Here is a 25,942-nt window from a genome sequence, read left to right as displayed (position 1 = left end):
CTTCAACCCCAATGAATCCTGAAAGGCCCAACCGATGTGGTTCACGCATTGATTCATGGTTATCAAATCCTGCACCGCTTTCGGTTTACGCTGCCGATATGAACCGGAGAATTGCGCCTGGCCGGGTTCGTGATGCCATTCCGACTTGAAAGCCGGAGCGCCCGAAGCCATGGTGCCCGCAATGCCCTTCCGCTTCGTCCACACCGCCGACATTCACCTCGATTCCCCGCTTCGGTCCCTGTCGCTGCGCAACAGCGACCTGGCAGGGCTGGTGGGCGATGCCACCCGTCAAGCGCTGATCGCCATCGTCGATCTCTGCCTCGATGAGCAGGTGGACGCCCTCATCATCGCCGGCGACCTCTACGACGGCGACCAGACTTCCATGAAGACGGCGCGGTTCCTCGCCACGCAATTGGGCCGCCTGCATGAGGCCGGGATTGCAGTCTACAAGATCCGCGGCAATCACGATGCGCTCTCGCGTATCACCCAGGAACTGGTGCTGCCCCCCACGGTCAAGGTGTTCGGCGGACGCCCGGAAGCGATGGTTCAGCGCTGGGGCGGTCTCGACATTGCCATTCATGGGCTGAGCTTTGCCAAGCCGCAGGCGCCCGAGACCCTGCTGCCCAAATACAAACTGCCCGAACCCGGCGCCGTCAATATCGGCATCATGCACACAAGCCTTGGTGGCGCCCCCGGACACGACCAATACGCTCCGACCAACGTTGCCGACCTGCTCGCCGCAGGCTTCGACTATTGGGCGCTGGGTCACATCCACAAGCGCGCTGCCCATGACGACAAGCGCCCCGTCATCATGCCCGGCATGCCACAGGGCCGCGACATCAACGAGGCCGGCGAAAAGACCGTGACCCTCGTCACCGTCCACGATGACCGCTCGATTCTGGTCGAGGAGCGGCTCACCAGCATTGCCCAGTTCGAGCGTGTCGCCGTTGACCTCAGCGGCATTGCCGATTGGCGCGAAGCCATGGACGCCATCGAAGGCCAGCTTGCCACAGCGCGTGCCACCACCCGCTCACCCCATCTGGTCGCCCGCCTCAGCCTCACCGGCCGCACACCGCTGGCCTGGCAATTGCGCAGGGACCGCGACCTGGTCCTCACCGAAGCCGAACAGCGCGCCGAAGGGATCGGCGCGACCTGGATCGAAAAGCTCGAAATTTCGGCGCAAGCGCCAAGCGAACAGGGCAACGGCAGCGCTGCCGACCCCGTGCTTGAACTTGGCGCCCTGATGCTCGCCGACATCGGCGCCAATTCAGCCGCCCGGCTCGAAGTGCGGCAACTCGTCGAGGACTTACGCAACGATCTCCCGGCCGAAATCCGCGGCTTTGCCGGCAAGGACGAAGCCGAGCTCGAAGCCTTTGTCGAACGGCTCCTCTCCGAAGGCAGCCAGGACATCGTCGCTCGCCTCCGCCACGATGGCGCTGGAAACCACTGATGCGCCTGCGCCGCCTCGACCTCACCCGCTACGGCAAGTTCACCGACCACAGCATCGACTTTGGCCCCGCCGAGCCCGGCGCGCCCGATCTGCACATCGTCTACGGCCTCAACGAAGCGGGCAAATCCACCGCTCTGGCCGCCTATCTCGATCTGATCTTCGGCATCGAGGAGCGCAGCCGGTTCAATTTCCTCCATCCCTATCCCAGCATGCAGATCGGCGGCCTGCTCGAATTCAGCGGCGAGAGGCACGAACTCGTCCGCGTCAAGCAACGCACCGGATCGCTGCTCGACAAATCCGGGCAACCGCTCAACGAAGCCCTGCTCAGCGTCCCCCTCGCCGGTCTCACCCGCGACGCCTACCAGACTATGTTCTCGCTGGATGACCGCACGCTCGAGGAAGGGGGCAACGCCATCATTCAGTCCAAGGGCGATCTGGGCGAATTGCTGTTCTCCGCCAGTGCAGGCCTCGCGGATCTCAGCAGCATGCTCGAAGCAATTCGCAGCAAAGCGGAAGAAATCTACAAGCAGCGCGGTCGTACAACCGACATAGCCGAGCTCAAGAAACAGCTTGCCCTGCTCAAGGCCGACCGCGACGCCGTCGACACCCTCGCCTCGGCGCACTCCGCCCTGGTTGCTGCCCTCGCCCAAGCCGAAGCCACCTATGAAAGCGCCATCCGCGAGCAGGCCGAAACCAAGGCACAGCTTGATGGCTTAACCCGCCTGCTCCGCGCGGCGCCTCTTGCCAGCGAACACCACGGCTTGGTTCAAGCCCTTGCCGCCATTGGCGAATTGCCGACGCCCCCTGCCGACTGGGCCAGTGAACTGCCCAAGCTTTTGACCCGCTCAACCGAGCTGCGCACGCAAATCGCAACCACCGGGGAGGACCTCAAACGCCTCGACGGCGAGATCGCCGAGATCACTGTCGATGAAAAATTGCTGGCCCTGAGTAACCAGATCGACGCCCTCGCCACCGGCATGGATCGCTTTACCACGGCCGAAAGCGACCTGCCCCGCCGCCGCGAAACCCTGATCGAACACGAAGCAGTCATCGCCGCCATCCTTCGCGCGCTTGACGAGGAAAACCACCCCGACCCTCGTCAACTGCTGCTCACCGCACCCGTGGTCGGCGAATTGCGCGACCTGATCGAAGCCCGCTCCGGCGTTGACGCACAGCTAACGACGGCCGAGCGAGAACTCGCACTAGCCCGTGAAAACGTTGAAATCGCCAGCGCCGAGAAGGACGCGATCGGCACTGGAGCGGCGCCATCTGCCTCCGCTGGCCTGGCCGGAATTGAAGCAGCGCTATCGACCATGCGCCGCAGCAATCACCAGGCCCGCCTGCATCTGGCCGAACGCGCCTTGCCGCAGTTTTCTCGCCGCTACCACGCAGCTCTGGATTCTTTGCTGCCTTGGCGCGGCGAGGGCAACGCGCTGCGCTCGCTCACGCTGCCGACCCAGCGGCAGATCGACCTGTGGCGCACCAGGACGATCGGCCTCGAGGCTCGTCGCAATGAACACAGCGGCAAGCTCCACGAATTCAAGACGCGCGAACAGGAAGAAACCGCTCGCATCTCGGCCATTCGCGCCCAGACCGGCCGGATCGATGACACCGAAGCCAACCGCCTCCGCGCAGCCCGAGACGCCGCCTGGACCGCCCACCTGCAACAACTCGAGCAAGCCAGCGCCGCAGCCTTCGTCCAAGCCCTGCGCGACGACGATGCCATCGGAACCGCCCGCCTCGCCAACGCTCAGGCCCTGGCAGACCTGCGGGCGCTGGAGCAGGCGCTAGCCGTCACCAAGGCCCGGCTGGGCGCGCAGGAGGAGGAGCTTGCCCGCACAGACGCAGACCTCAAAGCTCTCCGCGCCGAAGTCGAGGCTGCGCTGCCAGCGGGCATGACACCGTCAAGCGCCGAAATCCTGATCCTGCTCGAAGCCCTGGAGAGTTGGACCCGCCGTCGCGACGAGGCCATCGTGGCTTGGGATGCGCTGGCAGAAACCCAAGACGATCTCGCCAACGCCAAGGCCGACCTCGACCGCGACATCGCCATGCTTGCCGAAGCCCTCACCCTGTCGGGCCACGAGAATGTCGAAGACCTGTCCGCCAATGCGCTGATGCAGGCAGCCGAGGCGGCGCTTACCCAAGGCAGCGCCCGCCAGGCCAGCGCCGCTGCAGCCGAAAAGACCTTGCGCGACCGCGAACGTGACCTCCAGGCCCGCGAGCGCGATTTCAAGCAGGCGCAGGCCAGCGTACAGCAATGGCAAACAGCCTGGGCAGCGGCGCTCGAAAAGACCTGGTTCGCCGCAGGTGGCGCGGGCGCCGTGCGCGAAACGCTGGACGCCCTTGCCGATCTCCCAGCGGCTCTCAACCAGCGCGACGAACTGCTGCGTCGCATCGACACCATGCAGCGTGACCAGGAGAACTTTGCCGCAAGCCTTGGCGCCCTTACGAACGAGCTCGGCGAGCCCCTGAACCCGTCCCGCCTCGTCGAAACGGCGAAGAATCTGGCCGAGCGCCGCGAAGCGGCCGATCGCGCCCGGCGCCTGCTTGAGCAGAAAACTCGCGAGCGCGTTAGACTTGCCGCAATCCTGCGCAGCATCGGCAGTGACCTCGAATCCCTCTCCGCCCGCACCGGCGAGATGACCAACTTTTTTGCGGTCGAGCGGCTCGATGAAGTGGCGCCTGCCCTGGAGCAGGCGGCCGAACGAGCCCGGCTGCAAGAGCGTCTCCAAGCGCTGGAAACGCGCATCGTGGAAGAAATGCGCAGCCCAGACCTGGCCAGCGCATCGGAAAAACTCGCCGCGATCGATCTTGCTCAAAGCGAGCAGGATGCCGCCGAAACATCCACCCGGCTCAACGACCTCGAAGAGCGCCGGCTCCAGCTTTTCGCCGAGCGCTCACGGGCGGCCGACCGGCTCCAGGCCATCGGCGGCGACGACGCCGTGGCTCGCATCGAAGCGCGCCGACGTACCGTGTTGCTCGAAATCGAAGACAAGGCGATGACATATCTGCGCCTGCGCACCGGCGCCCTGGTGGCCGAAAAGGCCCTCCGCGTCTATCGCGAAAAGCATCGCAGCTCCATGATGAACCGCGCTTCCGAAGCCTTTGCCCTGATCACCCGCGGCGACTACACGGGCCTCACGGCGCGTCCGGAGAAAGACCGCGAAACGCTGGTTGGCCTGCCCCGCCAGGGCGGCTCAAAGCTGGCCTCGGACATGTCCAAGGGCACCCAGTTCCAGCTTTACCTGGCCCTGCGCCTCGCCGGCTACCAAGAATTCGCCCTCGCCCGTCCCTCGGTGCCATTTATCGCCGACGACATCATGGAAACCTTTGATGAGCCGCGCTCTGAAGAGGTGTTCCGCCTGCTTGGCGAAATGAGCAAGATTGGCCAGGTCATCTATCTCACCCACCACCGCCACCTCTGCGATATGGCCAAAGCGGTGGTGCCGGGTGTGCAGGTCCACAGCATCAGCGGCTGACGCTCCACTGGTTCCCATAACCCGACGGCTTGACAACGCTTCATTCTGCTAATACGCATAAGCAGCTAATACGCATTAGCGGGAGTTTTGTGTGGCTGCCAGCAAGCGCTTGACCCAGAAAGACATCGCCCAGATGGCCGGCGTGAGCCAGGCTACGGTGTCATTGGTGTTGAACGGCGCGATCTCTGCCGAGGGCCGGATTCCGCAGGAAACCCGGGAGCGGGTTCAAAAGGTTATCCGTGAGACGGGCTATGTCGCCGACCCGGTGGCCCGCCGCATGGCCAAGGGGCTCAACCGCATCCTTGGCGTTTTCACCTATGAGCCAGCCTTCCCGAGCGCCCAAGCCGATTTCTTCACCCCGTTCCTGCTCGGCATCGAAGAAGCAGCCCAGGAGATGGGCTATGACCTGTTGCTGCTGACCGGCGCCGCCAAAGGTGCCCAGCGCAAGATTTTCGGCAACAATACGCGCCTGCGCCTCGCCGATGGCTGCGTGGTACTCGGTCGCGAATTCGACCCCGAAGAGCTCAGGCTTCTGGTGGCGGGCGATTATCCTTTTGTGGCCGTCGGCCGCCGCGACGATGCCGGCGGACCCGTGCCTTATGTGGGTGGCGACTATGCCTCCGGCACGGCAGCACTGGTGGATCGGGTGCGGGCATTGGGCCACACCCGCATCGCCTATGTCGGACCGTCCAAAGGGGCAGAATCCACCATCGATCGCTGGGCCGGCTTTTCCGGCGCCATCGATGGCCTCGATCTGGTGAAGCACATTCCCGAAGTCGGGCAGCACGGCGCCAAGAACTTCGACACGCTGCTTGCCAGTGGCGCCACGGCGGTTTTCTTCACCGAACTGGCCGACGCCATCCAGGTCGATGAAGCCGCCCGCCGGCGCGACATCGCCGTTCCAGAACAGTTCTCCATCGTCGTGCTCGGCAATCACATCCGCGCCGCACAGACCGAGCGCCGTTTTACCTCATTCCTGATCCCTCGCGAGGCCATGGGCCGCGCCGCCACGGAAATGCTGGTGCGCCGGGTCGAGAATGCCGAACCCATCCAGCAGATCCTGCTGCCCTGCGAACCGGTCGAAGGGGAAACCCTCGGCCCCGCCCCTTCGAACACTTTCTAAGACGAGACCATGACAGCAAAAGAACTCAGCGCAGATATCCTGGTGGTTGGCGGCGGCCTTGGCGGCGTCGCCGCGGCGCTGGGCGCGCTCCGCAATGGCCGCAGCGTCATCATGAGCGAGGAATTCGACTGGCTCGGTGGCCAGTTGACCAGCCAGGCCGTGCCGCCCGACGAGCATAGCTGGGTCGAGCAGTTCGGCATCACCCGCTCCTATCGCGAGCTGCGCAACGGCATTCGCCAGTTCTATCGCGACCACTATCCGCTCACAGCCGAAAGCCGCGCCTGGCCCGATCTCAACCCCGGCGCTGGTTTCGTCAGCCGCCTTTGCGCCGAACCGCGCGTTGGCGTCGCCGTCATCGACGCCATGCTGATGCCCTATATAGGCGGCGGCAGGCTCACCCTTCTCAAGCCTTACCGTCCGGTCGCGGCCGATGTGAACGGCGATATCGTGCGTTCGGTCACCCTGCGCCATCGCGACAGCGGCGCCGAAATCGTCGCTTCAGCGCCCTACATCATTGACGCGACCGAACTGGGCGACCTGTTGCCCATGACATCAACGGAATATGTCACCGGCTTTGAAAGCCGCGGCGAAACCGGCGAGCCCAGCGCGCCCGAAACGGCGCAGCCAGACAATGTGCAGGCCGTGTCAGTGTGCTTTGCCATCGACTATGTCGATGGCGACCAGACTATCGACAAGCCGGAGAACTATGATTTCTGGCGGAAATACCAGCCCAGCTTCTGGGGCGGGCCACTGCTCGGCTTCAAGGCGCCGCATCCGCGCACGCTTGAGATCACCGAGCGCTCCTTCACGCCCAATCCCGATGACGATCCGCTGCTGGTCGATGCCGACCAGCGCCGCAATCCGGGCGACGGTAATCTGTGGACCTTCCGCCGCATCGCTGCGCGCCGCAACTTCGTGCCCGGCGCCTATGGCTCGGACATCTGCCTCGTGAACTGGCCGATGATCGACTACATGGAAGGCTCGATCATCGACGTTTCCGAAGAGGAAAAAGCGCGCCACCTCAAGGCGGCCGCGGACCTCTCCTATTCGGTGTTCTATTGGCTGCAGACCGAAGCGCCGCGCGTCGATGGTGGGGTCGGTTTCCCCGGCCTTCGCCTGCGCGGCGATGTCACCGGAACCGACCATGGCCTGGCCATGGCGCCCTATATCCGCGAAAGCCGCCGCATCAAGGCGGTCACGACCATTGTCGAACAAGATGTGTCCATGACCATCCACGGCAACCAGCTGTCCAAGCAGTATCGCGACAGCATCGGTGTCGGCATGTACCGCATCGACCTGCACCCATCGACGGGCGGCGACAATTATGTGGACGTGGAATCCGCGCCTTTCGAAATCCCGCTCGGCGCACTGCTGCCGCGCCGCGTGAAAAACCTGCTGCCGGCCGGCAAGAATATCGGCACCACGCACATCACCAATGGCTGCTACCGGCTGCATCCGGTCGAGTGGAATATCGGCGAAGTCGCCGGACTGCTCGCCGCACACTGCCTCAACAACGGGCTCACACCACACCAGGTGCAGGAAAACGACGCCCAGCTCACCGACTTCCAGACACGGCTTTATGGCGAGGGGATCGAAATCCGCTGGCCGGACGTGCGCGGATACTGACAACAACAGGAGGAAATATTGTCAAAATGCACAACTCTGAAATCCAGCGTCGCGCTGGCAAGCCTGACGCTTCCACTGGCCTGGGGCGGCACTGCCTGGGCCCAGGATGCGATCAATCTGCGGATGACCATCTGGAGCGCCAACGAAGCGCATCTCGCGATGTTCGATGAGATCGCCGCGGGCTTCAAGGAAACTCACCCCAATGTATCGGTGACCTTCGAGCCGCTGCCATTCGACAGCTACACCACGACCCTCACCACCCAGATCGCCGGCGGCAATCCGCCTGACCTGGCCTGGATCCTCGAGACCACGGCCGCCGATTTCGTCAATTCGGGTGCGCTGGCGCCACTGACCGAAGCCTTCACCGCCACCGAAGGCTATGACCTCAGCGACGTGACCGAGCAGGCCACCGCGCTCTGGACCAAGGACGGGCAGCTCTATGCCTATCCGTTCTCGACCTCGCCCTTCGCCATTTTTGCCAATAACGACGTGCTCAAGGCCGCTGGCGCCAAGACCCCGGCCGAGTTGATCGAAGCCGGCGAATGGAACTGGGACAATGCCTTTGCCAGCGCTGCCGCTGTCGGTCAGAGCGGCAAGACGGGCCTCGTGGTTCGCGATTTCAAGTACCAGACCTGGCAGAACCTGGCCTCGATCTGGAATGGCTGGGGCGCTTCGCCCTGGTCCGCCGATGGCAAGAGCTGCACCTTCACCGAGCAGCCGATGGTCGATGCCATGACCGTCATCCACAAGGCGATCTTCACCGACAAGGCCATGCCCGGCCCCGGCGAGGACATCGACTTCTTCGCTGGCGAAACCGGCATGACCATCACCCAGATCTCGCGCGCCTCGCTGCTGCCCAAGGAAAACCCCTTCGATTGGGACCTTGTGCCGCTGCCCGCGGGCCCTGCCGGTGAATATGCGGTGGTCGGCCAGGCCGGCGTCGGCGCTTTCGCTGCCGGCCCCAATGCTGAAACAGCCGTGGAATTCCTCGCCTACATGACCAACGCGGAAAACAGCGCCAAGCTGGCGCAGTTCTTCCCGCCGGCCCGTGCCAGCCTGCTCAACACCGAAGCCCTCGCCGCCACCAATCCGCTGCTCTCGCCCGAGCAGATCGAGACCGTGGTGATCGAAGGTATCGCGAGCGGCACCGTGCTGCCGGGGCATACCAACTTCGCACAGATCCAGCAGACCGTCCGCGCCGGCCTCGATAGCCTCTGGGTTGCCGATGCCGATGTGCCCGCCGCGCTGCAATCGGTGTGCGACAGCGTTGGGCCGCTTTTGGCCCGCTGATCACCGACATTGAAGTCGACACCCTCCCCCTTGTGGGGAGGGATCAAGGGTGGGGGATGCTTAGCCCGAATTTGAGGGCCCTGCACCCCCACCCCGGCCCTCCCCGCGAGGGGAGGGAGAAGGAAGTCCGATGACATCTCAATCGAGAAAACGTCCGTTCTGGACCATTGAGCGCCGCGATGCGGTGGCCGGCTATGCCTTTATCGCCCCGCAACTGATCGGCACGCTCGTCTTCGTGCTGTTCCCGCTTGCTCTGGTGTTCTGGTATTCGCTCCATGAGTGGAACGTGCTGGCCAACAGCTTCAATTTCGTTGGCGACGCCAATTACCAGCAATTGCTGCGCGATCCCTCGCTGCCCAAGGTGCTGACGGCCTCCGCGGTTTTTTCGGCCGGGCTAGTCGTTCTCAACATGAGCCTGGCCCTGCTGCTCGCCATACTACTCGACCAGAAGCTGCGCGGCATGGTGATCTTCCGCACGCTCTTCTTCTCGCCCGTCGTCGTTTCGCTGGTCGCCTGGACGATCGTGTGGAGCTTCCTGCTGCAGAACAATGGCGGCATCAATGGATTCCTGCAGATGTTTGGCGTCACTGGTCCGAACTGGCTGCGCAATCCCGAAACCGCCATGCTCTCGGTGATCGTGGTTCAGGTGTTCAAGAATGTCGGGCTCAACATGATCCTGTTCCTGGCCGCGCTTCAGGGTGTGCCCAAGGAACTCTATGAGGCCGCACGCGTCGATGGCGCCTCACCCTTCAAGCAGTTCCGCCGCATCACCGTGCCGATGATCTCGCCCACGATCCTTTTGACCTCGATCATCACCATTGTTGGCTCGCTCCAGGTCTTTGCGCAGATCGCCGTGCTGACCCAGGGCGGCCCCGGGGTTTCCACCACTGTGCTGGTTTATTACCTCTACCAGCAGGCCTTCCAATTCCACTTCTTCGGCTATGGCTCGACCCTGTCGATCCTGTTGTTCCTCATCGTTGCCGTGCTGACCTTCGCCCAGTGGCAGTTGCGCAAGCGGATCGTGTTCTATGAAAACTGAGCTTTCGCCCCGCGTCAAAGTCGCGCTTTACGGACTGATGTGCGTACTGTTGATCCCGTTCGTCTTTCCCACCTGGTGGATGGTCACCTCGTCGGTAAAGCCGATCAGCGACATCTTCGCCTTCCCGCCTGATCTGTGGCCGCGCCGCTTTGACTGGACCACCTATGGCAAGGTGTTTGAGCTGCAGCCTTTCGCCCAGCAATACTGGAACTCGGCCTATATCGCCGCGGTCGTGACACTGGGTACCATGGTGTTCTCCTCCATGGCCGGCTACGCCTTCGCCCGCATCAAGTTCCCCGGCGCGAACCTGCTGTTCACCATCGTGCTGCTGGGCCTGTTGATCCCCTCCGAAGTCACCATCGTGCCGCTGTTCCAGATGTTCCTCAAATGGGGCATGATCAACACCCACTGGCCGCTGATCCTGGTGCCGATCTTTGGCGCGCCCTCGGTGTTTGCGACCTTCGTCATGCGCCAGTTCTTTATCGCGCTGCCGGGCGAACTCGAGGAGGCCGCGCGCGTCGATGGGCTGGGCCGGTTCAAGATCTTCTGGATCATCGCCCTGCCCCTGGCAAAGCCCGCGCTTGGCGCCGTCGCAATCTTCACGTTCCTTCATAGCTGGAACCTCTATCTCGAGCCGATCGTGTTCATCTCGGCCCGCAACATGTTCACCCTGCCCCAGGCGCTGACCCAGTTCACCGACGCCTATGGTGGCGCCATGTGGAACATCCAGATGGCGGCAGCAACCATGACGGCCCTGCCTGTGCTGGCCGTGTTCATCATCGCCCAGAAGCAGTTCGTCGAGGGCCTCGCCCATACCGGTCTCAAGGGTTAAAGGATTTTTGATGGCGCCCGTTACCCTTCATCACGTCAAGAAAAGCTATGGCGACACCGCCATCATCCACGGCGTCGACATCGACATTGCCGATGGCGAATTCGTTGTGCTGGTCGGCCCCTCCGGCTGCGGCAAGTCCACCCTGCTGCGCATGATCGCGGGTCTTGAAACCATCACCGATGGCGAGGTGTCCATCGGCAGCCGGGTGGTCAATGACCTCGATCCCAAGGATCGCGACATCGCCATGGTGTTCCAGAATTATGCGCTCTATCCGCATATGACGGTAGAAACTAATATGGGTTTTTCGCTGGAGCATCGCGGCGCCAGCAAGGCCGAGATCGCCGAGCGCGTGCGCTGGGCTGCTGGCATATTGGGGCTGGAGCCGCTGCTCAAGCGCTATCCGCGCCAGCTATCGGGCGGCCAGCGCCAGCGCGTCGCCATGGGTCGTGCCATCGTACGCAATCCGCAGGTGTTCCTGTTCGACGAGCCGCTGTCCAACCTCGATGCCAAGCTGCGCGTGGTGATGCGCGGCGAGATCAAAAGCCTGCACCAGCGCCTGGGCGTGACCACCGTCTACGTCACGCACGATCAGATCGAGGCCATGACCATGGCCGACAAGATCGTGGTGATGAACGCTGGCAAGGTCGAACAGATCGGCGCGCCGCTCGATCTCTATGATCGCCCCGCCAACCAGTTCGTCGCCAGCTTCATCGGTTCGCCCGCGATGAACTTTATCGGCGGCAGGATCACGACAGAGGGCTTTGTTGGCGCAGGCGTTACCCTGCCCCTGCCGGCGGGCGTCAGTGGCGAAAACGCCGTTTACGGCATCCGGCCAGAGCACTTCGAGCTGTCGCCAGACGGCTTGCCTGCGACCGTGCTGCTGGTCGAGCCCATGGGATCGGAAACGCAGGTCACCATGACACTGGGCGAGCATCAGATCATCGGCGTCTTCCGCGAGCGCGTCCAGGCCAAGCCAGGCTCGACCATCACCATCAAGCCCGACATCGCCAATATCCACCTCTTCGACGCCGGCACTGGCCTGCGGATCAACTGACCATGCCCATTTATCCCGACACGTCCCTTTATCGCGCCATCACGACCGGTCAGTTCCCCGTCATCGTTTCGCTGGCCCGCCACGACCTCGATCTCGCCAAGGCCGCGCTGGACGGCGGCGCCGGCGCCATCAAGGTGCATCTGAACGCCTTCCACCGCGCCAGCGGGACGACCTTCGGCAGCTTCACCGAGGAGCGGCCGTTCCTTGAGGAACTGGCAAAACTCGGCGCGCCGATGCTGGTCATGGCTGGCCAGGAAACCGTCCCCACGAGCGAAGAGATGGATAGCCTGGCTGACCTCGGCTTTGAGGGCTTCAACGTCTATGTCGATCATTTGCAGCCCCATCTGCTGCAATCCCGCCTCCGGCCCATGCCGGCGCTCTCGTCCACCAGCACCGACGAAGACATCCTGCGCCTCGCGGCCATCCCCGGCGCCATGATCGAGGCTTCCATCATGGAATTCTCCGGCTATGGCACCGCCCTCACGGCCGAAGACCTCGCGCGCTACAAGCATATCGCGGCACTTTCCAGCGCTCCGGTCATTGCACCCAGCCAGAAAAAATTCACCCCCGCGAATATCCCCGCCCTCCGCGCCGCCGGCATCGCCGCGCCGCTTCTGGGCGTCGTCGTCACCGGCTCCACCCCGCAAAGCGTCGGCGCCTCGGTCGCGGCCATCGTCGAAGCCAGATAGCGCTAAAGCAGCGCCTGTTCGTTGCGCCCCATGAAGCGGAAGGCGATGTAGACGGCGCAGCCGCTCAGCAGCAGCAGCACGGTCGATAGTGCTGCCGCGGTGCCAAAATCACCGTCGAGGATCAGCAGATAGATGCGCACCGGCATGGTCATGGTGCTGCCGACATAGAGCACCAGCGAGGATGACAGCTCGTTGATCGCGGTCACAAAGCTGAGCATGCCGCCGGCGATGATACCGGGCACGATCAGCGGTACGGTAATGCGCAGGAAGGCCTGGAAGGGGCTGTATCCGAGCGAGATGGCCGCTTCTTCCATGCTGGGCGAGATCTGGCGCAGCGAGGAGGCCGTGGTGCGCACCGTATAGGGCAGGCGGCGGATAAAGATCGACAGGATGATGATCGTTGCCGTGCCGGTCAACACGATCGGGCCGGTGTTGAACGCGGCGATGAAGGCGATACCGATGACGATACCCGGCATCACATAGGGCACCATGAACGCGCCATCGAGCAGCGCCGTATTGAAATTGGTGCGCCGTGCGACCAGCACGCCCACCACCGTGCCGACGATGACGATAAGCACCACGGCAGCGACCGAAAAGCTCACAGAATTGCGGATCACGTCACCCAGATTGAACAGGATGCGCTCGTAGCTCTGCAGCGCAAAGCCATTCTGGAACACCGGGCCATTGGTCTTGCGGAAGGAATAGATCACCGAGATGATCACCGGCATCGCCCCGCACAGCCCGATCAGGTAGACCGCAACATGCGCCAGCACATTGCGCCAGCCCTTGAGTTGGATGCGGTTGGGCTTGTTGATCATGTTGCCATGATAGACGTTGCGGCGCGACATGTAGCGCTGCAGCATCACGAACACCATCGACACGAGGATCAGGATGACGCTGATGGTGGTGGCCATGGACATGTTGGAGCCCACTTCGGCCGAATAGAGCGTGAAGGCTTCGGTTGCCAGCACGTTATAGCCACGGCCCAACAGGCGCGGCGTGCCGAAATCGGCGATGGCATGGATGAGCGCCAAGAGGCCACCCGCGGTCAGCGCCGGGAACACCATGGGGAACGAGATCTTGAAGGTTCGCTGCCAGGGGGTCAGGCCCAGCCCTTCGGCAGCTTCTTCGAGCGAGCGGTTAACATTGCTGAGCGCCCCCGAAACCATCAGATAGACGTAGGGGTAGAACTTCAACGAGAAGACGATGAGGATGCCGCCGACCCCGTAGATGGGTGGCATGTTGATCCCCAGATCGCGCAGGAAACCACGCACCACCCCGCCAGCACCGAACAGCACGATCCAGGAATAGGCCCCGATGAACGGTGGCGACACCAGCGCCAGGATCGCCAGCAGCGACACGAACTTGCCGCCGCGGATCACGAAACGCGACACGCAAAACGCCATGATCGAGCCCAGCAGCAACGCCCCGAACAGGCCGCCAAAGCCGACGACCAGCGTGTTGATAAATGCCCGGTGGAAGCGCGGTTCGCCGAGAAACTTGAGGTAGTTGGCAAAGGTGAGATTGCCGCTCTGGTCGTAAAGGCTCGAGACCAGGACTGATCCAACCGGAATGAACAGCAGGACAAACAGCAGCAACCAGGTGAGGATCATCACCACGGTCCAGAAATTGAAGCGCGGCATGGCGATCACCCTCCGATGCGGGCGCCGTCGGCGCCGAATGCCATGGGAGCGTCGCGCGGCACGAGGACACAAACGACTTCTCCGACCGCCCGCGTAGCGGCCATGCCGGGATTGGCCAATTGGACGACGATCAGCCCCGCCGGCGTCTCCACCTGCACATGGGCCTCGCGGCCCAGATAGGTGAACTTGCTGACCCTTCCTTCCAGCACCGCTGCGCCCGCGGGAGCGCTGCCTTGCGCCACCAGATCCAGCCGCTCCGGACGCACCGCCCAGCTGGCATCGTCTGGCGCAGCAAGACCGAGCTGGTTCAGCATGCCATCGCGTGCCGCGCCGGGCTGGAAGACGTTCAGCGTCCCCACGAATTCAGCAACGAACCGCGTTTGCGGATTGCCGTAGATCTCTTGCGGCGTACCAACCTGCTCGATGCGACCCGCATTCATCACACAGATGCGGTCCGAGATCGCCAGCGCCTCTTCCTGGTCATGCGTCACATAAATGGTGGCGATATTGACCTGCTTCTGGATATCGCGGATTTCCTCGCGCAGCTCGATGCGCAATTTCGCATCGAGATTGGAGAGCGGCTCATCCATGAGCAGCAGGCGCGGATTGATGACCATGGCGCGAGCCAGCCCGATGCGCTGCTGCTGGCCACCGGACATGGCCGCCGGCAGGCGATCGGCCATGGCGCCGAGCCGGACGGCATCGAGCGCCTGGGTAACCCGCGTCTTGATCTCGGCCGCCGGCACCTTGCGCGGCTTGAGCCCGAACGCGACATTATCGAACACGCTGAGATGCGGGAACACGGCATAATCCTGGAACACCATGCCGATGTCGCGCTGGTGCGGCGGCACGATGCGCAGGTTGGAACCGTCCAGCGTGATCTCGCCCGAGGTCAGGTCATTGAAGCCCGCGATCGAGCGCAGCAGCGTGGTCTTGCCACAGCCGCTCGGGCCCAGCAGCGTGAAGAATTCGCCGCGCTCCACCGCAACCGATACGCCATTCAGGGCCAGGAAGCTGGCGCCGAACTGCTTGGTCGCATTGCGGACCTCAAGATAACCCATGCGTACTCCTCCCCAAGGCGCGTGCATCCCATATGACACCGACATAGTTTCGTATTGCAACATGTTTCAGCGTGGTTCAGGATCATCTGGATCGAGAATGATCGAAAACGAACCGGAGGATTCGAATGAACATTCGCAAACGCACATTTTTGGCCCTGTCCGCGGCGGCGCTCATCGCGTCCACCAGCATGACCACGCTGGCGCTGGCGCAGGAGGGCTCGGTGGTCATCTACACCGCGCACAAATCATCCATCGTGGATACCCTGCTGCCCATTTTCGAGGAGGAAACCGGGCTCAAGGCCGAAGTCGTCAAGCTGGGCTCGGGCGATATCGCCAAGCGCGTGCAGGCCGAAGCCGGCGCTCCAGCCGCCGATGTGATCTGGTCCATTTCCGGCAGCCAACTGACCGAGCTCAAGGATCTGCTCGAGCCTTATACGCCGCCGGAGTTCGATGCGATCGATCCGCAATTCATCAAGGATCCGGCCTGGACGCCCTATACCGCAGTTGTCTATGTGCTGGCGGTCAATACCGATCTGCAGCCGCTCGACACCGCACCCAAGACCTGGGCCGAACTGGCCGATCCGCAATGGGCGGGCCAGATCGCCAGCGCGCGTGCCGACGGATCGGGCTCCGCCATGCAGCAGCTGCAGACCGTGCTGACGGTGTTCGGCGACGAAGGCTGGGACAAATATGCCGAGATTGCCAAGAACTTCGTCTTTGCCGATTCCTCGGGCGCCGTGCCGCGCTTCGTGGCTGACGGTGAAACTTCGATGGGCCTGACGCTGGAAGACAATGCGCTGGAATATGTTCAGGGCGGCGCCCCCATGTCGATCGTGCATCTGTCGGACGGCACGGCCGCAACGCCGGACGGCGTGGCCCTGGTCAAGGGCAGCCCCAACCCCGAAGGCGGCAAGGCTTTCATCGATTGGGCCATGTCCAAATCGACCCAGGAAAAGCTGGCCATGGACATCGGGCGCCGCTCGGTGCGCCTGGATGTGGCAGGCCCCGAGGGCACGCCGGACCTGGCCGATCTGACCTTGATCGACGTCAAGCCGCTCAGTGAATTCGGCGGCGCCGAAGAAGTGCTCGCCAAATGGCGGACCGCGATCGGCGAATAAAACCGGCAGTCCACCAACACACGATCAGAGCAGGACGAATGAGGCAGCTTGAAGCTTTTACGCTGGGCAAGAAGTTTGGTCAGCCGGAGACCAATGAAGACAGCCTCGTGGTCATGCCCAACCTCGGTTACGCCGTCATCGACGGCGTAACCGACCGTAACGGCACGCGTTATGGCGGCATGTTGTCAGGACAATTCGCCTCCCGCACGGTGAAGCGGGCCATCGAGACCTTCCTTCTGGCGCAGGGGCAGGCGGACCAGCCGGAGCTGCAATTTCAGGGCGGGGAGCATTTTATTGCCTATCTGGGCCAGGCCATCTACGACGGGTATGTCGCCCATGGCGCGCTCAAGGCGGTGGAGGCCGACTGGAAACTGCGGGGCGGCTGCACGGTCATGGCCGCGCTTTTGTTGGGCGACCGCCTGGAAGTGGTCGCCGTAGGCGATAGCGGCATCCGCATCAACGGCAAGGATACGCTCCAGGTGCTTAAGCCGCTGGACGACGTGACGGCAATCCTGCGTCGCGAAACCTGGCGCTATTTCGAGGCACAGGGTTACTCTGCCGAAGAATGTGACCAGCATGCTGCCTCGATGACCTGGCAGGGCACGCGCAATCAGCCCGCCGACAGCATCACCGCATCCGCCGAAATCGTCGCTGCCATCGAACGACGCGCCCTCAGGGCGTGCCGCCAGCATTTGCCCAGCGTGCCGGAACAGGAACTTCTGCTGCTCATCCAGCACGGCATCTCCCACGGTCAGGGGCGCTTTCAGAATGTCACCGAACCGGTGCTTGGCTATGGCGGCATCGATGGCTTTGCCGTGCCCTCTCGCTTCATCGAAACCCGCAGCTATCTGCTGGACGATATCGAAACCATTGAACTCTTTTCCGACGGTTACTTCAAAATGGGAGAAGGTTTCGGCGTGGCGGCATGGGAAGCCGCTTTCCAGGAGGTTGAGGCCGAAGACCTGCACAAGATCGGGCGCTATCTGAGCACCAAGGGCACCACCGCATCGCAGTTGACCGATGACCGCAGCTATCTGGGGGTTCATATGAAATGAGCGGAGAAATCGCGCCCCGCCTGGGCAAGGGACCTGAAACGGCGCGCGCCGAGAGCGGCCGGGCCGTCGAGCGCCGGCAGGCGATCCTCGAGGCCGTGCGCGCCAATGGTGCGGCATCGGTGGCGGAACTGGCGGCGCGGTTCGACGTGACCTACCAGACCATCCGCCGCGACTTGCGGACGCTGGAAACTCAAGGATTGTTGCAAAAGGGTTTTGGCGGCGCCTTCGCATCGCCCGGGGTTGCACATCACACCCATGACGAGCGCCACGCCACCCAGGTAGCGGTCAAGCGGCAGCTGGTCGCGGCGCTCGAAGAATTCCTCATGCCGGGCGCCACGATCTTTGTCGGGCTCGGCACCACATTTGACTCCCTGCACGAAGTGCTGGCCAGGCATCCCGGCGTGCTGATCGCCACTCCCAATCTGGAAGTCGCCCATTCCTGCGCGCTTAAGACGGACGCGACCGTCTATGTCTATGGCGGCTACGTGCGCAACAAGGACTCGTCCGTGCTGACCCTGGCCGATGATAGCCGGCAGCGCTTCAAGTTCGACGTGGCGCTGATCGGCACTAGTGCCATCGATCGTGACGGGACCGTGCAGGAGTTCGACCCGATGGAGGTGGATCTGGTTCGCTCCATCCTGCCCCATGCACGCCAGGTCATCCTGGTTGCCCATGACGAGAAATTCGGCCGCCGCGCGCCCCATGTCGTGACCCAGCTGGGGGATATCGACGTGCTGATCACCAATGGCGATCCGGCCCTGCGGTTCGACAATCCGGCAATCCTCGACGGCGTGCGCGTGATCGCCCTTTCCTAGGCTATTGCCAGGAACGTACTGCCGAGCTTCCTAAACGGTGTGCCGCGAACCTGGTTGACGCATCACCAAATATCTCGTATCTTTATTAGATACATGACATGGAACCGTGATGCCCACGCAAGTTGGCGTCTGGGCGCGACATTGGCTGCCTGTCAACGACGGCCCGTTCGGCCCTTTAATTCAGGTGGGTGATATGAAGATGACCAGCGTGTCAGATGTGTATGCCGCAAGCGATATTACCGGGGACCGCGGTCATACCGGTACCTTCGCAAAATCGGTCGGCGTGATGGCCGGGCTGGCCCTCAATCGGGCGCGAGCCTATGGCGGAGCGTCGTGATGCAGCACAAGCACGGACATTTCGCCAGGCCTTCCACTGCCGCGTCCTACGCGGTCAACACACGGAACAAAGTACCAGGGCTGGACGACCTCCACCGAATGGTGATGCTGCTCCTCGCCGAACAGGCGCCGGAGTCGGCTCACATATTGGTGGTCGGCGCCGGCGGCGGCATGGAAACGAGAGCCATGGCCGAAGCGCAGGCTGGCTGGCGGTTCACCGGGGTTGATCCTTCAACGGCGATGCTTGACGCTGCCCGCAAGACCCTCGAAGACTTCGGCAGTCGTGTTGATCTGATAGAAGGCACCGTGGATCAGGCGCCATCCGGCCCGTTCGACGGCGCCACATGCCTCTTGATGATGCACCACCTCGACAAGGGCGATCGGCTGCATACCTTGCGAGAGACGCACCGACGTCTGAAACCGGGCGCGCACCTCGTCATGTTGGAACATTCTGCGCCGGGTCCTGATCCATTGCTCTGGATGACCCGCTCGGTCCTGTTCGGCGATCGATCCGGCATTGGATGGGAGCAAGCCGAAGCTACGGCAAAGACCATGTCCACACATCTGTCACTTCTCTCTCCTTCTGACGAAGAGGATGCGTTGCGGGCCGCGGGGTTCGACAATGTGCAGATGTTCTATGCTGCATTCTCGTTCCGCGGATGGGTGGCCCGCGCAGCGCGGTCTTCTGCCTAGTTTGACGTCTGCTCCAGGATGAGCCCCTCATAGGGCTGCAACAGCAGCCCGTCCGTGATAGTCTCGCCCTGCCTCTCCAGTGAGGTGGACAGAACCACCTTTCCTTGATGCCCTTCGATCAAGATGGGGTCCGGTCCAAAATTCAGGGCGACGTTTAAGCTGTGCGAACCCAGCTCGCGGCGGAATTGCAGGAGATGACCGTAGCATGGCCCGGGGATGTACGTGCCATGGCGCAAGACATTCTGATTGCCCCGCAACTCTGCGAGCCTGCGGTAAAGGTTCAGCAGCGATCGGTGGTCGCGCTTCTGGTAATCCATGTTGCGGCTTGATGCTTCCGGCGCACATGGAAGGTACGGAGTGGCGGTGCTGAAACCGAAATTCGCAGAATTGTCCCACGGCATCGGTACACGCTGCGGGTCACGGCCGAAGCCGAACTCGGCATAGGGATCCACCATTACCTCTTGGGGTATTTCGGCGTTGTCCAATCCAAGCTCATCCCCATAATAGATCAGAACTGCGCCCGGTAGGGTGAAGGCGAGCACCGCCGCTCCTTGCAAATGCTCCGAGCCGATCCTCTGCCGAAGTCGAGGAACGTCATGACTGCCCAAAAGCCAGTTCGGGCATCCATCCGGCGGCAGCTGAGTCAAATACTGGTCAATAACTGCCGACACATGTGGCGCGCTCCAGTTCTTCAGATTCAGGAGCTCGAAATTGAATGGAAGGTTTAGAGCCGGACGTTCCAGGCCATAATATTTGGCAAAATTGGCCTTGGTGACATTCACCTCTCCGAGCAGAACTCGGCCGGGATAACTGTCAACGACGCTGCGGAATTCGGAAAGCAACTCGATCGTGCCCGGCCTATCCGTCGAAAAGATGTGGTCCTTCCAGGCGGGTGGCTTTTGCTGAGCAGCGTCATCCTCGCGCGGCTCATCGCGCAGCAGCTCGTCTTCGAGGAGATCGGCTGCAGCATCCAATCTGAAGCCGTCGACGCCCCGGTCCAGCCAGAACCTGAGCACGTCCTGGATGGCTCGTCGAACATCGGGATTGCGAAAGTTGAGATCAGGCTGCTGTCTTAAAAAGCGATGGTAATAATATTGGCCGGTACGCGGATCGAGTTCCCAAGCCGGCTGCCAGGTATTGTCAATCCAGTTGCTGGGCGCGGTATTTCCTGGTCGGGGCGACCGCCAGATGTACCAATCGCGCTTGCTGTTGTCCCGTGACGCTCGGCTTTCCTTGAACCAGGGATGCTCCACCGAAGTGTGGTTCGGGACGAAATCGATAATCAGCTTCATGCCTCTTGCATGGACCTGGCTGACAAGGTCATCGAAACCCGCAAGCGTTCCAAACACCGGATCGATGTCGCAGAAGTCACTGATGTCATAACCGCTGTCCACCATCGATGATCGGTAAACCGGACCGAGCCAGATTGCGTCGACACCCAGCCATTCGAGATATGGAAGACGCGAGATGATCCCGCGGATGTCGCCTCTCCCGTCACCGTTGCTGTCCTGAAACGAAAGTGGAAACACCTGGTAGAATAGCGCGGTTCGCCACCATTCCTGCTCCATTGCGGATCGCTCGCTCAACATCGTTGTCCCTCAGGTCCCGCTGTTCATCGGCAACTTTTATCCCGGAGAGCTTGTTCCGGCTCTAGCCTATGATGCGGTCTGCTTCGGGGCTTATCTTGATTCAGCTGCAGTCGGTTTGACAGCCGGCGCATCAGCTTGTGGGTCCCCAAGAAACTCGATGATGGCGTCGACCTCGCTCTCTGGAACCCCTTGAAAGTACATCCGGCTACCTGGAACGACATCTTGTGGCGAGACAAGGAAATCGCGCAGGGTCGCGGCATCCCAGACAAGTCCACTTTCCTTCATGGCCTTCGAATAGGGATAGTCGCCTGAGGCTGCAGGGCGTCCAAAGACGTCGTTCAGCACCGGCCCCGTGACCGCACGTGCGCCCTCCCCGATCTGGTGGCAATGGGCGCAGGGCCTGAAGATAGCGGCGAAGGTTTCAGCTGGCGGCCGGACCGGCGCGCTTGAGGTGGTGGTGGCGACCTCGTCTGGCTTGCTGTGAGGTGCCTGAATTGACTGGCCAAAGAGCCCAGCCGAGCCCGCCAGAACTCCTGCGCCGACAACTACAATGGCCAGCCCTATGGCGAGTTGAAGCGCTCTCGCCATTTACGATGCCTGTCGTCGGGTGGTCGAGTCGACGAGGACGTCGGAGCTCAACTCGGCATGCGCGACGGTGGGCCACAGGGTACATTCGTTCACCTGGTTTTCCTTCGATTTTCTACGGGATGATGAGCTCGCCTCGAAGACGAACCATTTCGAAACGGCTGACGCGAACCTCGATTGAAACCTGCCAATTGCCGGTGACAGGGATGGTCATGTCCTCGACGCGCCAGACCTCGTCGATCAAGCTTGCCTCGCGGGTGATCGGCTCTATGCCCAGATTCGGATTTGCGAGTGTCAGCCGAACGCTTTGGGCGTCCATGGGGAAGCCTTCGAAATCGGAAATCGTGGTTTCCAGCACGACTGGTCCAACCCTGCCCGGCGTCACCATCACCATGGCCATGGTTTCGCCATCCATCAGATGAGCCATGATCGGCTCGGCCACCAGCTCCGAGGGTGCGTCGGCCAGCGCGCGTGGCGGCGGCGTGAACCGCCAGCCGGCGACGAGCGCAAGGATGACGACGATGATCGCCATTTCCCAGCCGATGGAGCGCCTGAGACGAGAGCGGGCCAGTGTGTCGCCGGCGAGCGCCGGGGCGGTCAGCCAGCGCCGGTTCCAGATGGCAAGGCCGAAAAGCAACGCCAGCAGGCCGAGCTTGGCACCCAGGATGAAGCCGTAGGGCGTCGCCCAATGTGGACCCGGCCAACCCATCTGGACGGCGGCGAGCGTTAGACCGGACAGAACCAGCGGCGCCACGGCATATGGAATGAAACGAGAAAAGGAGGCCAGCGCAGTGTCGGCAGAATGCGTTCTGCCCCGCAAGAGCAGCCAGAGCGGCAGCAGCGCGCCCACCCAGAACAGTACGCCGGCGATATGAAGGAACACCGCGGGCCGCGTTAGCCATTGCGGAGCGGCGGCGCTGGCATGGCCACTCAGCGCCAACGACAGCGCTGCTATTGCGGCGGCGAGTATCCCCAGGCTGTTGCTCCAGCCACTCCGCGGCATCAAAAGGCTAGCCAGGGCAGCGGCGAAGGCCAGAACAGCAGCGATCGTGGTTGCACCATAACTGGTCGAAAAGCCGGTACTCCAGGCGCGCACATCTGCGAATGCCGTGAGCGGCAGCCCCAATGCGTCCAGTCCTTGCAAACCGAGCGAGACGGGCCCCAACACTGCGCCAGCGACCGACAGCCATAGCGCGGCGGTCCGAGCCAACGGCGGAAGTGGTGCGAGTGCCGAGAAGCCGGCTGCGCCAACACCCGCAAACAAGGCGGTGAACAGCAGGGTCTTGGCCGCCCAGAGCGAAGCGGCCACTGCCCTGTCGCTCGTTGGCTCCACTGCGGCAGAACCGGTGATCTCGCCGATGGAGAACACCAGCGACCCGCCAATGGGGTGACCATCTGCCGAAACCACGCGCCAACTCAGGACATGCGTGCCGCGCGCAAGATCGGCGGGCATGCGAACCACGCTCGTTACGCCGCCCGTTGCCGTGCCTGTAGCATCAAGGCTCGCCCCCTCGGGACCGATCAGGGTAATCGTGAGCGGGCTTACCGGCTCGTTGAATCGGAGTTCGACCTGCTCCGGCGCAACCTCGACAATGGCGTTCTCCGCTGGGCTGGTCGACAGCAGTTGCGCATGCGCCAAGGCGACCTCGACCGGCACAAGAGCGAACATCAGCAATGCGGCAAGCAGCTGCATCGGGGCGAGCAATCGCATCCCGTCCTCCTCTCATGGGGTGGTGGGATGCACCAGGGTGCACCCCTTCGTGCAGCCTAGTGGCCAGCGCTAGTGGCCGGAACCAACTCGACGCTAGGCGCCGGCATTTCGGCGCCTTCATCGCCCGAGATGTCTATCCAGGCCTCCTCGCCATTGGCGCATTCCTGCACGGCCGGGAAATAGAAAGTGCCTGGCTCAAGCGTGCTGGCGAAGGTGCCGCGGAAAACGAATTCGTCGTACCATTCATTGGGCAGATTGCCATTCGACCAGACGATCTCCTTGACGCCTTCGGTCAAGGTCGTGCCGTGGTTCTCATAGCCCCGCTCATAGGAGCCGGTTACAGTCGCCAGGTCCCAGCCAGCCTTGGGCATCGGCTTCACATTGTAAAATCCCTCCGGGATCTGCACGCGGACGGTGTGCGTCGCCTCTGTACCGCAACCATGGGGCACGCGCAGCACGGCCTTGTAGCCGGAGCCGATTGCAGCCTCCTGCACTTCGAGAGTGGCGTGAGCAAAGGCGGGGGCGGCGAAGGCGACAAGAGAAGTGGCGGCGATAGCCGCAGAAGCGATGAAACGGATCATGGTGATCTCCAGAGAAGATAGGTCTGAATGCAGGCCAAACTGCAAGCTAAAGTCAGACGATCGCTGGAGGTCCTCTGGGATTGCCGGGGTGCTGTTCGACGGAGGGCGCAATGAGCAGAGGCCGCGTGGGATAGTCAACGACGCTGGCCAGCTGGATATTGCCGATCACAATGCGGGGCACATCAACAGGAACGATCTCGTTCTTGCCGATGCCCACAGCCGCACATTGGGCAACCGCTTCGCCCTCTCCCGGCTCGTTCGCCAGCGGCTCACAAATGGACCAGGTGTCCAGGGCAGCATAGCCAAGATCGGCCAGATCGCGCTGCAGGCCCGCCGCTTGGTGCAATGGCGCAAGAAGCACAAGCATATAGAGCCCCAGCACCGCAACCGCGGCGCCGATCTCTCTGGCCATGCTTCTCAGGCGAAACGGCATCGTGTCCCTCACACCAGCGTTACTACATGCCGACCATGAAATTGAACAGAACCAAAGTGTCGCGCTGCAATCAAGCAGGCCTGGCAATTGGTGGTGTCCATCACCATCACCCTCAGCCTCCGACTCAACCACGCACCATCTTCCGATGGCTCGACTCTATCTCAGTTTCCACTTATATAAGTGCACGGTTAAATTGAGGAGAACAAGTCCATGGCATTCGATATCGCGGCGCATCTTGGCGCCATCACGCGCGAAGTGCGCGATCTGGAGATCGAAGGGCAGCCGGCAAAGGTGATCGTCGCCTCCCGTGTCTATGACACCACGCCAGCCGACCTGTGGGATGCTTTGACCCAACCCGAACGGCTGAAGCGTTGGTTCGCGCCAGTAACCGGCGATCTCAAGCTCGGGGGCCGCTATCATGTGGAGGGCAATGCCAGCGGCACCATCACCGCGTGCGTGCCGCAGGACCGTGCAGAACTAACATGGGAGTTCGGCGGCTATACCAGCTGGGTCAATTTCAGCATTGTCTCCGCAGAGGGAGGCACGATGCTGGTGCTCGAGCATATCGCCCATGTCAGCCCGCACTGGACACAGTATGGCGCTGGTGCCGGCGGAGTTGGCTGGGAAATGGGCCTGCTAGGACTTTCCGAGCATCTGAGGCGCCCGGCCGACGACGTGCGCGCCGAGGGTGTCAACGGCTGGGAAACTTCGCCCGAGGCGAAGGATTTGGTTCGACAGGCCAGCGCCGCCTGGGGTGAAGCGGAGATCGCCGCCGGTGAGCAGCCAGAGCAAGCTCGCAGGGCGGCCGAAGCGACGCGGCGCTTCTATTCCGGCGAGCCGCCGCAGGAGGCCTGATGCACGCCTTTGACGTTCTTGGTGACCCGGTTCGCCGCCGCATCCTCGAGCTTCTCGCCGAGCGGGAGCATGCTTCCGGTGAGGTGGTGGCGGTCATCGCGAAGGAATTCGGCATTTCGCAGGCCGGAGTCAGCCAGCACCTCAAGGTCCTACGCACGAATGGCTTCGCCCGCGTCGAGCCTATCGGCACGCGGCGCGTCTACACGCTCGACCCAACGCCTCTGAAGGGCGTCGACGACTGGCTCGAACGCTTTCGCGTCTTCTGGCCACACAAGCTCGAGGCCCTGGCCACCGAAATCGCACGTGGCAAGCGGGCCCGTGGCGAAACCGGCGAGTAGTGTGCAGCGGCGGGGCATGAAAGCGCGGTCCGTTTGCAATCAGCAACACGGATCACATTAGGTTTAGCAACAGCAACTCTTCGCGTAGACACCGGTCAACCGGATTCCAATCCGCTATGCCGCTTCTGGTGCGCGTTTACGGTTTTGCACGATCTCTGCCACCTCGGACGTGTGGCGTGTTCCCCATTCACATAAGGGGGCGAGGACTTTGGCTAGGCTGTGGCCAAATTCGGTCAGCGCATACTCGACGTGCGGCGGCACGGTCTGGAAATCGATGCGGCGAATGACGCCGTCGTCGACCATTTCCTTGAGATGCTGGATCAACGTCTTTACGCTGACATTGGTCACCAGCCGGCGGAGTTGACCAGTGCGTTTGGCCCCGCTGGTCAGGTGATAGAGGATCAGCGGCTTCTACTTGCCCCCAAGGATGGCCAGCACCGCTTCGAGGCCGCATTGGAAATTCGTCCCCGTCATCGTGATCTCCCCATTCATGACACTTACCAAATAGTCGGTACTGGAGTGCAGGTCAGTTCTGTCCTAACTGGAT

The 25,942-nt window shown here is 62.4% G+C and carries 24 protein-coding genes; 16 read left to right on the top strand and 8 right to left on the bottom strand.

Features of this window, described 5'->3' with window-relative positions; all coding sequences use genetic code 11:
* Window positions 1–181: 181 nt before the first annotated feature.
* From C8264_RS09160 to C8264_RS09120, 9 genes are all read left to right on the top strand, one after another.
* A complete protein-coding gene (locus C8264_RS09160) occupies window positions 182–1,450 on the top strand; it encodes a metallophosphoesterase family protein (RefSeq protein ID WP_108460792.1) in 1,269 nt (422 codons plus the stop codon).
* Entirely contained in the window at window positions 1,450–4,929 is a 3,480-nt protein-coding gene (locus C8264_RS09155) for an AAA family ATPase (RefSeq protein WP_108460688.1), read from the top strand. The genes C8264_RS09160 and C8264_RS09155 overlap by 1 nt, the downstream gene beginning before the upstream one ends.
* Window positions 4,930–5,020: 91 nt before the next feature.
* Complete coding sequence (locus C8264_RS09150; protein WP_108460687.1) at window positions 5,021–6,052, top strand: LacI family DNA-binding transcriptional regulator; 1,032 nt, start codon at window positions 5,021–5,023, stop codon at window positions 6,050–6,052.
* A gap of 9 nt (window positions 6,053–6,061) precedes the next feature.
* Window positions 6,062–7,678: an FAD-dependent oxidoreductase gene (locus tag C8264_RS09145; protein WP_108460686.1), complete on the top strand. Its 1,617-nt coding sequence runs from the start codon at window positions 6,062–6,064 to the stop codon at window positions 7,676–7,678.
* Between the two features lie 36 nt (window positions 7,679–7,714).
* The gene (locus C8264_RS09140) at window positions 7,715–8,968 is read left to right on the top strand and encodes an ABC transporter substrate-binding protein (RefSeq protein ID WP_425430673.1); all 1,254 of its coding nucleotides are present in this window, start codon (window positions 7,715–7,717) and stop codon (window positions 8,966–8,968) included.
* 130 nt (window positions 8,969–9,098) lie between these two features.
* Window positions 9,099–10,007: a carbohydrate ABC transporter permease gene (locus C8264_RS09135; RefSeq protein ID WP_108460684.1), complete on the top strand. Its 909-nt coding sequence runs from the start codon at window positions 9,099–9,101 to the stop codon at window positions 10,005–10,007.
* Window positions 9,997–10,839, top strand: coding sequence for a carbohydrate ABC transporter permease (locus C8264_RS09130; protein WP_108460683.1), 843 nt, complete (start codon window positions 9,997–9,999; stop codon window positions 10,837–10,839). Before C8264_RS09135 ends, C8264_RS09130 begins: the two co-directional genes overlap by 11 nt.
* 10 nt (window positions 10,840–10,849) lie before the next feature.
* A complete protein-coding gene (locus C8264_RS09125; RefSeq protein ID WP_108460682.1) occupies window positions 10,850–11,893 on the top strand; it encodes an ABC transporter ATP-binding protein in 1,044 nt (347 codons plus the stop codon).
* Between the two features lie 2 nt (window positions 11,894–11,895).
* Window positions 11,896–12,582 (top strand): hypothetical protein, encoded by a 687-nt coding sequence (locus C8264_RS09120; protein ID WP_108460681.1) that lies wholly within the window; start codon window positions 11,896–11,898, stop codon window positions 12,580–12,582.
* A 2-nt stretch (window positions 12,583–12,584) separates the two neighbouring features.
* On the opposite strand, the gene C8264_RS09115 is transcribed toward C8264_RS09120, so the two are convergent.
* Both C8264_RS09115 and C8264_RS09110 read right to left on the bottom strand, forming a co-directional pair.
* Window positions 12,585–14,225, bottom strand: coding sequence for an ABC transporter permease (locus C8264_RS09115; RefSeq protein ID WP_108460680.1), 1,641 nt, complete (start codon window positions 14,223–14,225; stop codon window positions 12,585–12,587).
* Between the two features lie 5 nt (window positions 14,226–14,230).
* Window positions 14,231–15,286, bottom strand: a complete 1,056-nt coding sequence (locus C8264_RS09110; protein WP_108460679.1) for an ABC transporter ATP-binding protein — start codon at window positions 15,284–15,286, stop codon at window positions 14,231–14,233.
* 125 nt (window positions 15,287–15,411) lie between these two features.
* Between C8264_RS09110 and C8264_RS09105 the strand changes: the two genes are divergently transcribed.
* The 5 genes from C8264_RS09105 (at window position 15,412) to C8264_RS09085 (ending at window position 19,303) form a co-directional block, all read left to right on the top strand.
* The gene (locus tag C8264_RS09105) at window positions 15,412–16,404 is read left to right on the top strand and encodes an extracellular solute-binding protein (RefSeq protein WP_108460678.1); all 993 of its coding nucleotides are present in this window, start codon (window positions 15,412–15,414) and stop codon (window positions 16,402–16,404) included.
* A gap of 38 nt (window positions 16,405–16,442) precedes the next feature.
* Window positions 16,443–17,459, top strand: coding sequence for a hypothetical protein (locus C8264_RS09100; protein ID WP_108460677.1), 1,017 nt, complete (start codon window positions 16,443–16,445; stop codon window positions 17,457–17,459).
* The gene (locus C8264_RS09095; protein WP_108460676.1) at window positions 17,456–18,274 is read left to right on the top strand and encodes a DeoR/GlpR family DNA-binding transcription regulator; all 819 of its coding nucleotides are present in this window, start codon (window positions 17,456–17,458) and stop codon (window positions 18,272–18,274) included. The genes C8264_RS09100 and C8264_RS09095 overlap by 4 nt, the downstream gene beginning before the upstream one ends.
* Window positions 18,275–18,467: 193 nt before the next feature.
* The gene (locus tag C8264_RS22115) at window positions 18,468–18,611 is read left to right on the top strand and encodes a hypothetical protein (protein ID WP_162783535.1); all 144 of its coding nucleotides are present in this window, start codon (window positions 18,468–18,470) and stop codon (window positions 18,609–18,611) included.
* Entirely contained in the window at window positions 18,611–19,303 is a 693-nt protein-coding gene (locus C8264_RS09085; RefSeq protein WP_108460674.1) for a class I SAM-dependent methyltransferase, read from the top strand. Before C8264_RS22115 ends, C8264_RS09085 begins: the two co-directional genes overlap by 1 nt.
* Here C8264_RS09085 and C8264_RS09080 read toward each other — a convergent pair.
* From C8264_RS09080 to C8264_RS09060, 5 genes are all read right to left on the bottom strand, one after another.
* Window positions 19,300–20,889 (bottom strand): alpha-amylase family glycosyl hydrolase, encoded by a 1,590-nt coding sequence (locus C8264_RS09080; RefSeq protein WP_245893008.1) that lies wholly within the window; start codon window positions 20,887–20,889, stop codon window positions 19,300–19,302. The genes C8264_RS09085 and C8264_RS09080 overlap by 4 nt on opposite strands.
* 93 nt (window positions 20,890–20,982) lie before the next feature.
* Entirely contained in the window at window positions 20,983–21,480 is a 498-nt protein-coding gene (locus C8264_RS09075; protein WP_108460672.1) for a c-type cytochrome, read from the bottom strand.
* 112 nt (window positions 21,481–21,592) lie between these two features.
* Window positions 21,593–23,188 (bottom strand): copper resistance CopC/CopD family protein, encoded by a 1,596-nt coding sequence (locus tag C8264_RS09070; protein WP_108460671.1) that lies wholly within the window; start codon window positions 23,186–23,188, stop codon window positions 21,593–21,595.
* A gap of 56 nt (window positions 23,189–23,244) precedes the next feature.
* On the bottom strand, window positions 23,245–23,769 hold the full coding sequence (locus tag C8264_RS09065; RefSeq protein WP_108460670.1) for a YcnI family copper-binding membrane protein: 525 nt from the start codon (window positions 23,767–23,769) through the stop codon (window positions 23,245–23,247).
* A 52-nt stretch (window positions 23,770–23,821) separates the two neighbouring features.
* Complete coding sequence (locus C8264_RS09060; protein ID WP_108460669.1) at window positions 23,822–24,181, bottom strand: hypothetical protein; 360 nt, start codon at window positions 24,179–24,181, stop codon at window positions 23,822–23,824.
* 231 nt (window positions 24,182–24,412) lie between these two features.
* On the opposite strand from C8264_RS09060, the gene C8264_RS09055 reads away from it, so the two are divergent.
* Together C8264_RS09055 and C8264_RS09050 are read left to right on the top strand one after the other, a co-directional pair.
* Window positions 24,413–25,057 carry an SRPBCC family protein gene (locus tag C8264_RS09055; protein ID WP_108460668.1) on the top strand — a complete coding sequence of 215 codons (645 nt, stop codon included), beginning with the start codon at window positions 24,413–24,415 and terminating at the stop codon, window positions 25,055–25,057.
* A complete protein-coding gene (locus C8264_RS09050) occupies window positions 25,057–25,395 on the top strand; it encodes an ArsR/SmtB family transcription factor (protein ID WP_108460667.1) in 339 nt (112 codons plus the stop codon). The genes C8264_RS09055 and C8264_RS09050 overlap by 1 nt, the downstream gene beginning before the upstream one ends.
* 114 nt (window positions 25,396–25,509) lie before the next feature.
* Here the strand turns inward: C8264_RS09050 and C8264_RS09045 are convergent, their stop codons facing one another.
* Window positions 25,510–25,797: a winged helix-turn-helix transcriptional regulator gene (locus C8264_RS09045; RefSeq protein ID WP_425430672.1), complete on the bottom strand. Its 288-nt coding sequence runs from the start codon at window positions 25,795–25,797 to the stop codon at window positions 25,510–25,512.
* Between the last annotated feature and the right edge of the window lie 145 nt (window positions 25,798–25,942).

This window comes from Devosia naphthalenivorans (assembly GCF_003056355.1).
GTDB lineage: Bacteria > Pseudomonadota > Alphaproteobacteria > Rhizobiales > Devosiaceae > Devosia > Devosia naphthalenivorans.
The sequence above is the reverse complement of the archived record's forward strand: the minus strand, read 5'-3'. Positions and strand labels throughout refer to the sequence as shown.

What these genes read in the sequence shown, in the direction of transcription:
- C8264_RS09160 (WP_108460792.1), top strand. Translation starts at nt 182, where the DNA reads ATGCCCTTCCGCTTCGTCCACACCGCCGACATTCACCTCGATTCCCCG.
- C8264_RS09155 (WP_108460688.1), top strand. Translation starts at nt 1,450, where the DNA reads ATGCGCCTGCGCCGCCTCGACCTCACCCGCTACGGCAAGTTCACCGAC.
- C8264_RS09145 (WP_108460686.1), top strand. Translation starts at nt 6,062, where the DNA reads ATGACAGCAAAAGAACTCAGCGCAGATATCCTGGTGGTTGGCGGCGGC.
- C8264_RS09135 (WP_108460684.1), top strand. Translation starts at nt 9,099, where the DNA reads ATGACATCTCAATCGAGAAAACGTCCGTTCTGGACCATTGAGCGCCGC.
- C8264_RS09130 (WP_108460683.1), top strand. Translation starts at nt 9,997, where the DNA reads ATGAAAACTGAGCTTTCGCCCCGCGTCAAAGTCGCGCTTTACGGACTG.
- C8264_RS09125 (WP_108460682.1), top strand. Translation starts at nt 10,850, where the DNA reads ATGGCGCCCGTTACCCTTCATCACGTCAAGAAAAGCTATGGCGACACC.
- C8264_RS09120 (WP_108460681.1), top strand. Translation starts at nt 11,896, where the DNA reads ATGCCCATTTATCCCGACACGTCCCTTTATCGCGCCATCACGACCGGT.
- C8264_RS09115 (WP_108460680.1), bottom strand. Translation starts at nt 14,225, where the DNA reads ATGCCGCGCTTCAATTTCTGGACCGTGGTGATGATCCTCACCTGGTTG.
- C8264_RS09110 (WP_108460679.1), bottom strand. Translation starts at nt 15,286, where the DNA reads ATGGGTTATCTTGAGGTCCGCAATGCGACCAAGCAGTTCGGCGCCAGC.
- C8264_RS09105 (WP_108460678.1), top strand. Translation starts at nt 15,412, where the DNA reads ATGAACATTCGCAAACGCACATTTTTGGCCCTGTCCGCGGCGGCGCTC.
- C8264_RS09100 (WP_108460677.1), top strand. Translation starts at nt 16,443, where the DNA reads ATGAGGCAGCTTGAAGCTTTTACGCTGGGCAAGAAGTTTGGTCAGCCG.
- C8264_RS09095 (WP_108460676.1), top strand. Translation starts at nt 17,456, where the DNA reads ATGAGCGGAGAAATCGCGCCCCGCCTGGGCAAGGGACCTGAAACGGCG.
- C8264_RS22115 (WP_162783535.1), top strand. Translation starts at nt 18,468, where the DNA reads ATGAAGATGACCAGCGTGTCAGATGTGTATGCCGCAAGCGATATTACC.
- C8264_RS09085 (WP_108460674.1), top strand. Translation starts at nt 18,611, where the DNA reads ATGCAGCACAAGCACGGACATTTCGCCAGGCCTTCCACTGCCGCGTCC.
- C8264_RS09075 (WP_108460672.1), bottom strand. Translation starts at nt 21,480, where the DNA reads ATGGCGAGAGCGCTTCAACTCGCCATAGGGCTGGCCATTGTAGTTGTC.
- C8264_RS09070 (WP_108460671.1), bottom strand. Translation starts at nt 23,188, where the DNA reads ATGCGATTGCTCGCCCCGATGCAGCTGCTTGCCGCATTGCTGATGTTC.
- C8264_RS09065 (WP_108460670.1), bottom strand. Translation starts at nt 23,769, where the DNA reads ATGATCCGTTTCATCGCTTCTGCGGCTATCGCCGCCACTTCTCTTGTC.
- C8264_RS09060 (WP_108460669.1), bottom strand. Translation starts at nt 24,181, where the DNA reads ATGGCCAGAGAGATCGGCGCCGCGGTTGCGGTGCTGGGGCTCTATATG.
- C8264_RS09055 (WP_108460668.1), top strand. Translation starts at nt 24,413, where the DNA reads ATGGCATTCGATATCGCGGCGCATCTTGGCGCCATCACGCGCGAAGTG.
- C8264_RS09050 (WP_108460667.1), top strand. Translation starts at nt 25,057, where the DNA reads ATGCACGCCTTTGACGTTCTTGGTGACCCGGTTCGCCGCCGCATCCTC.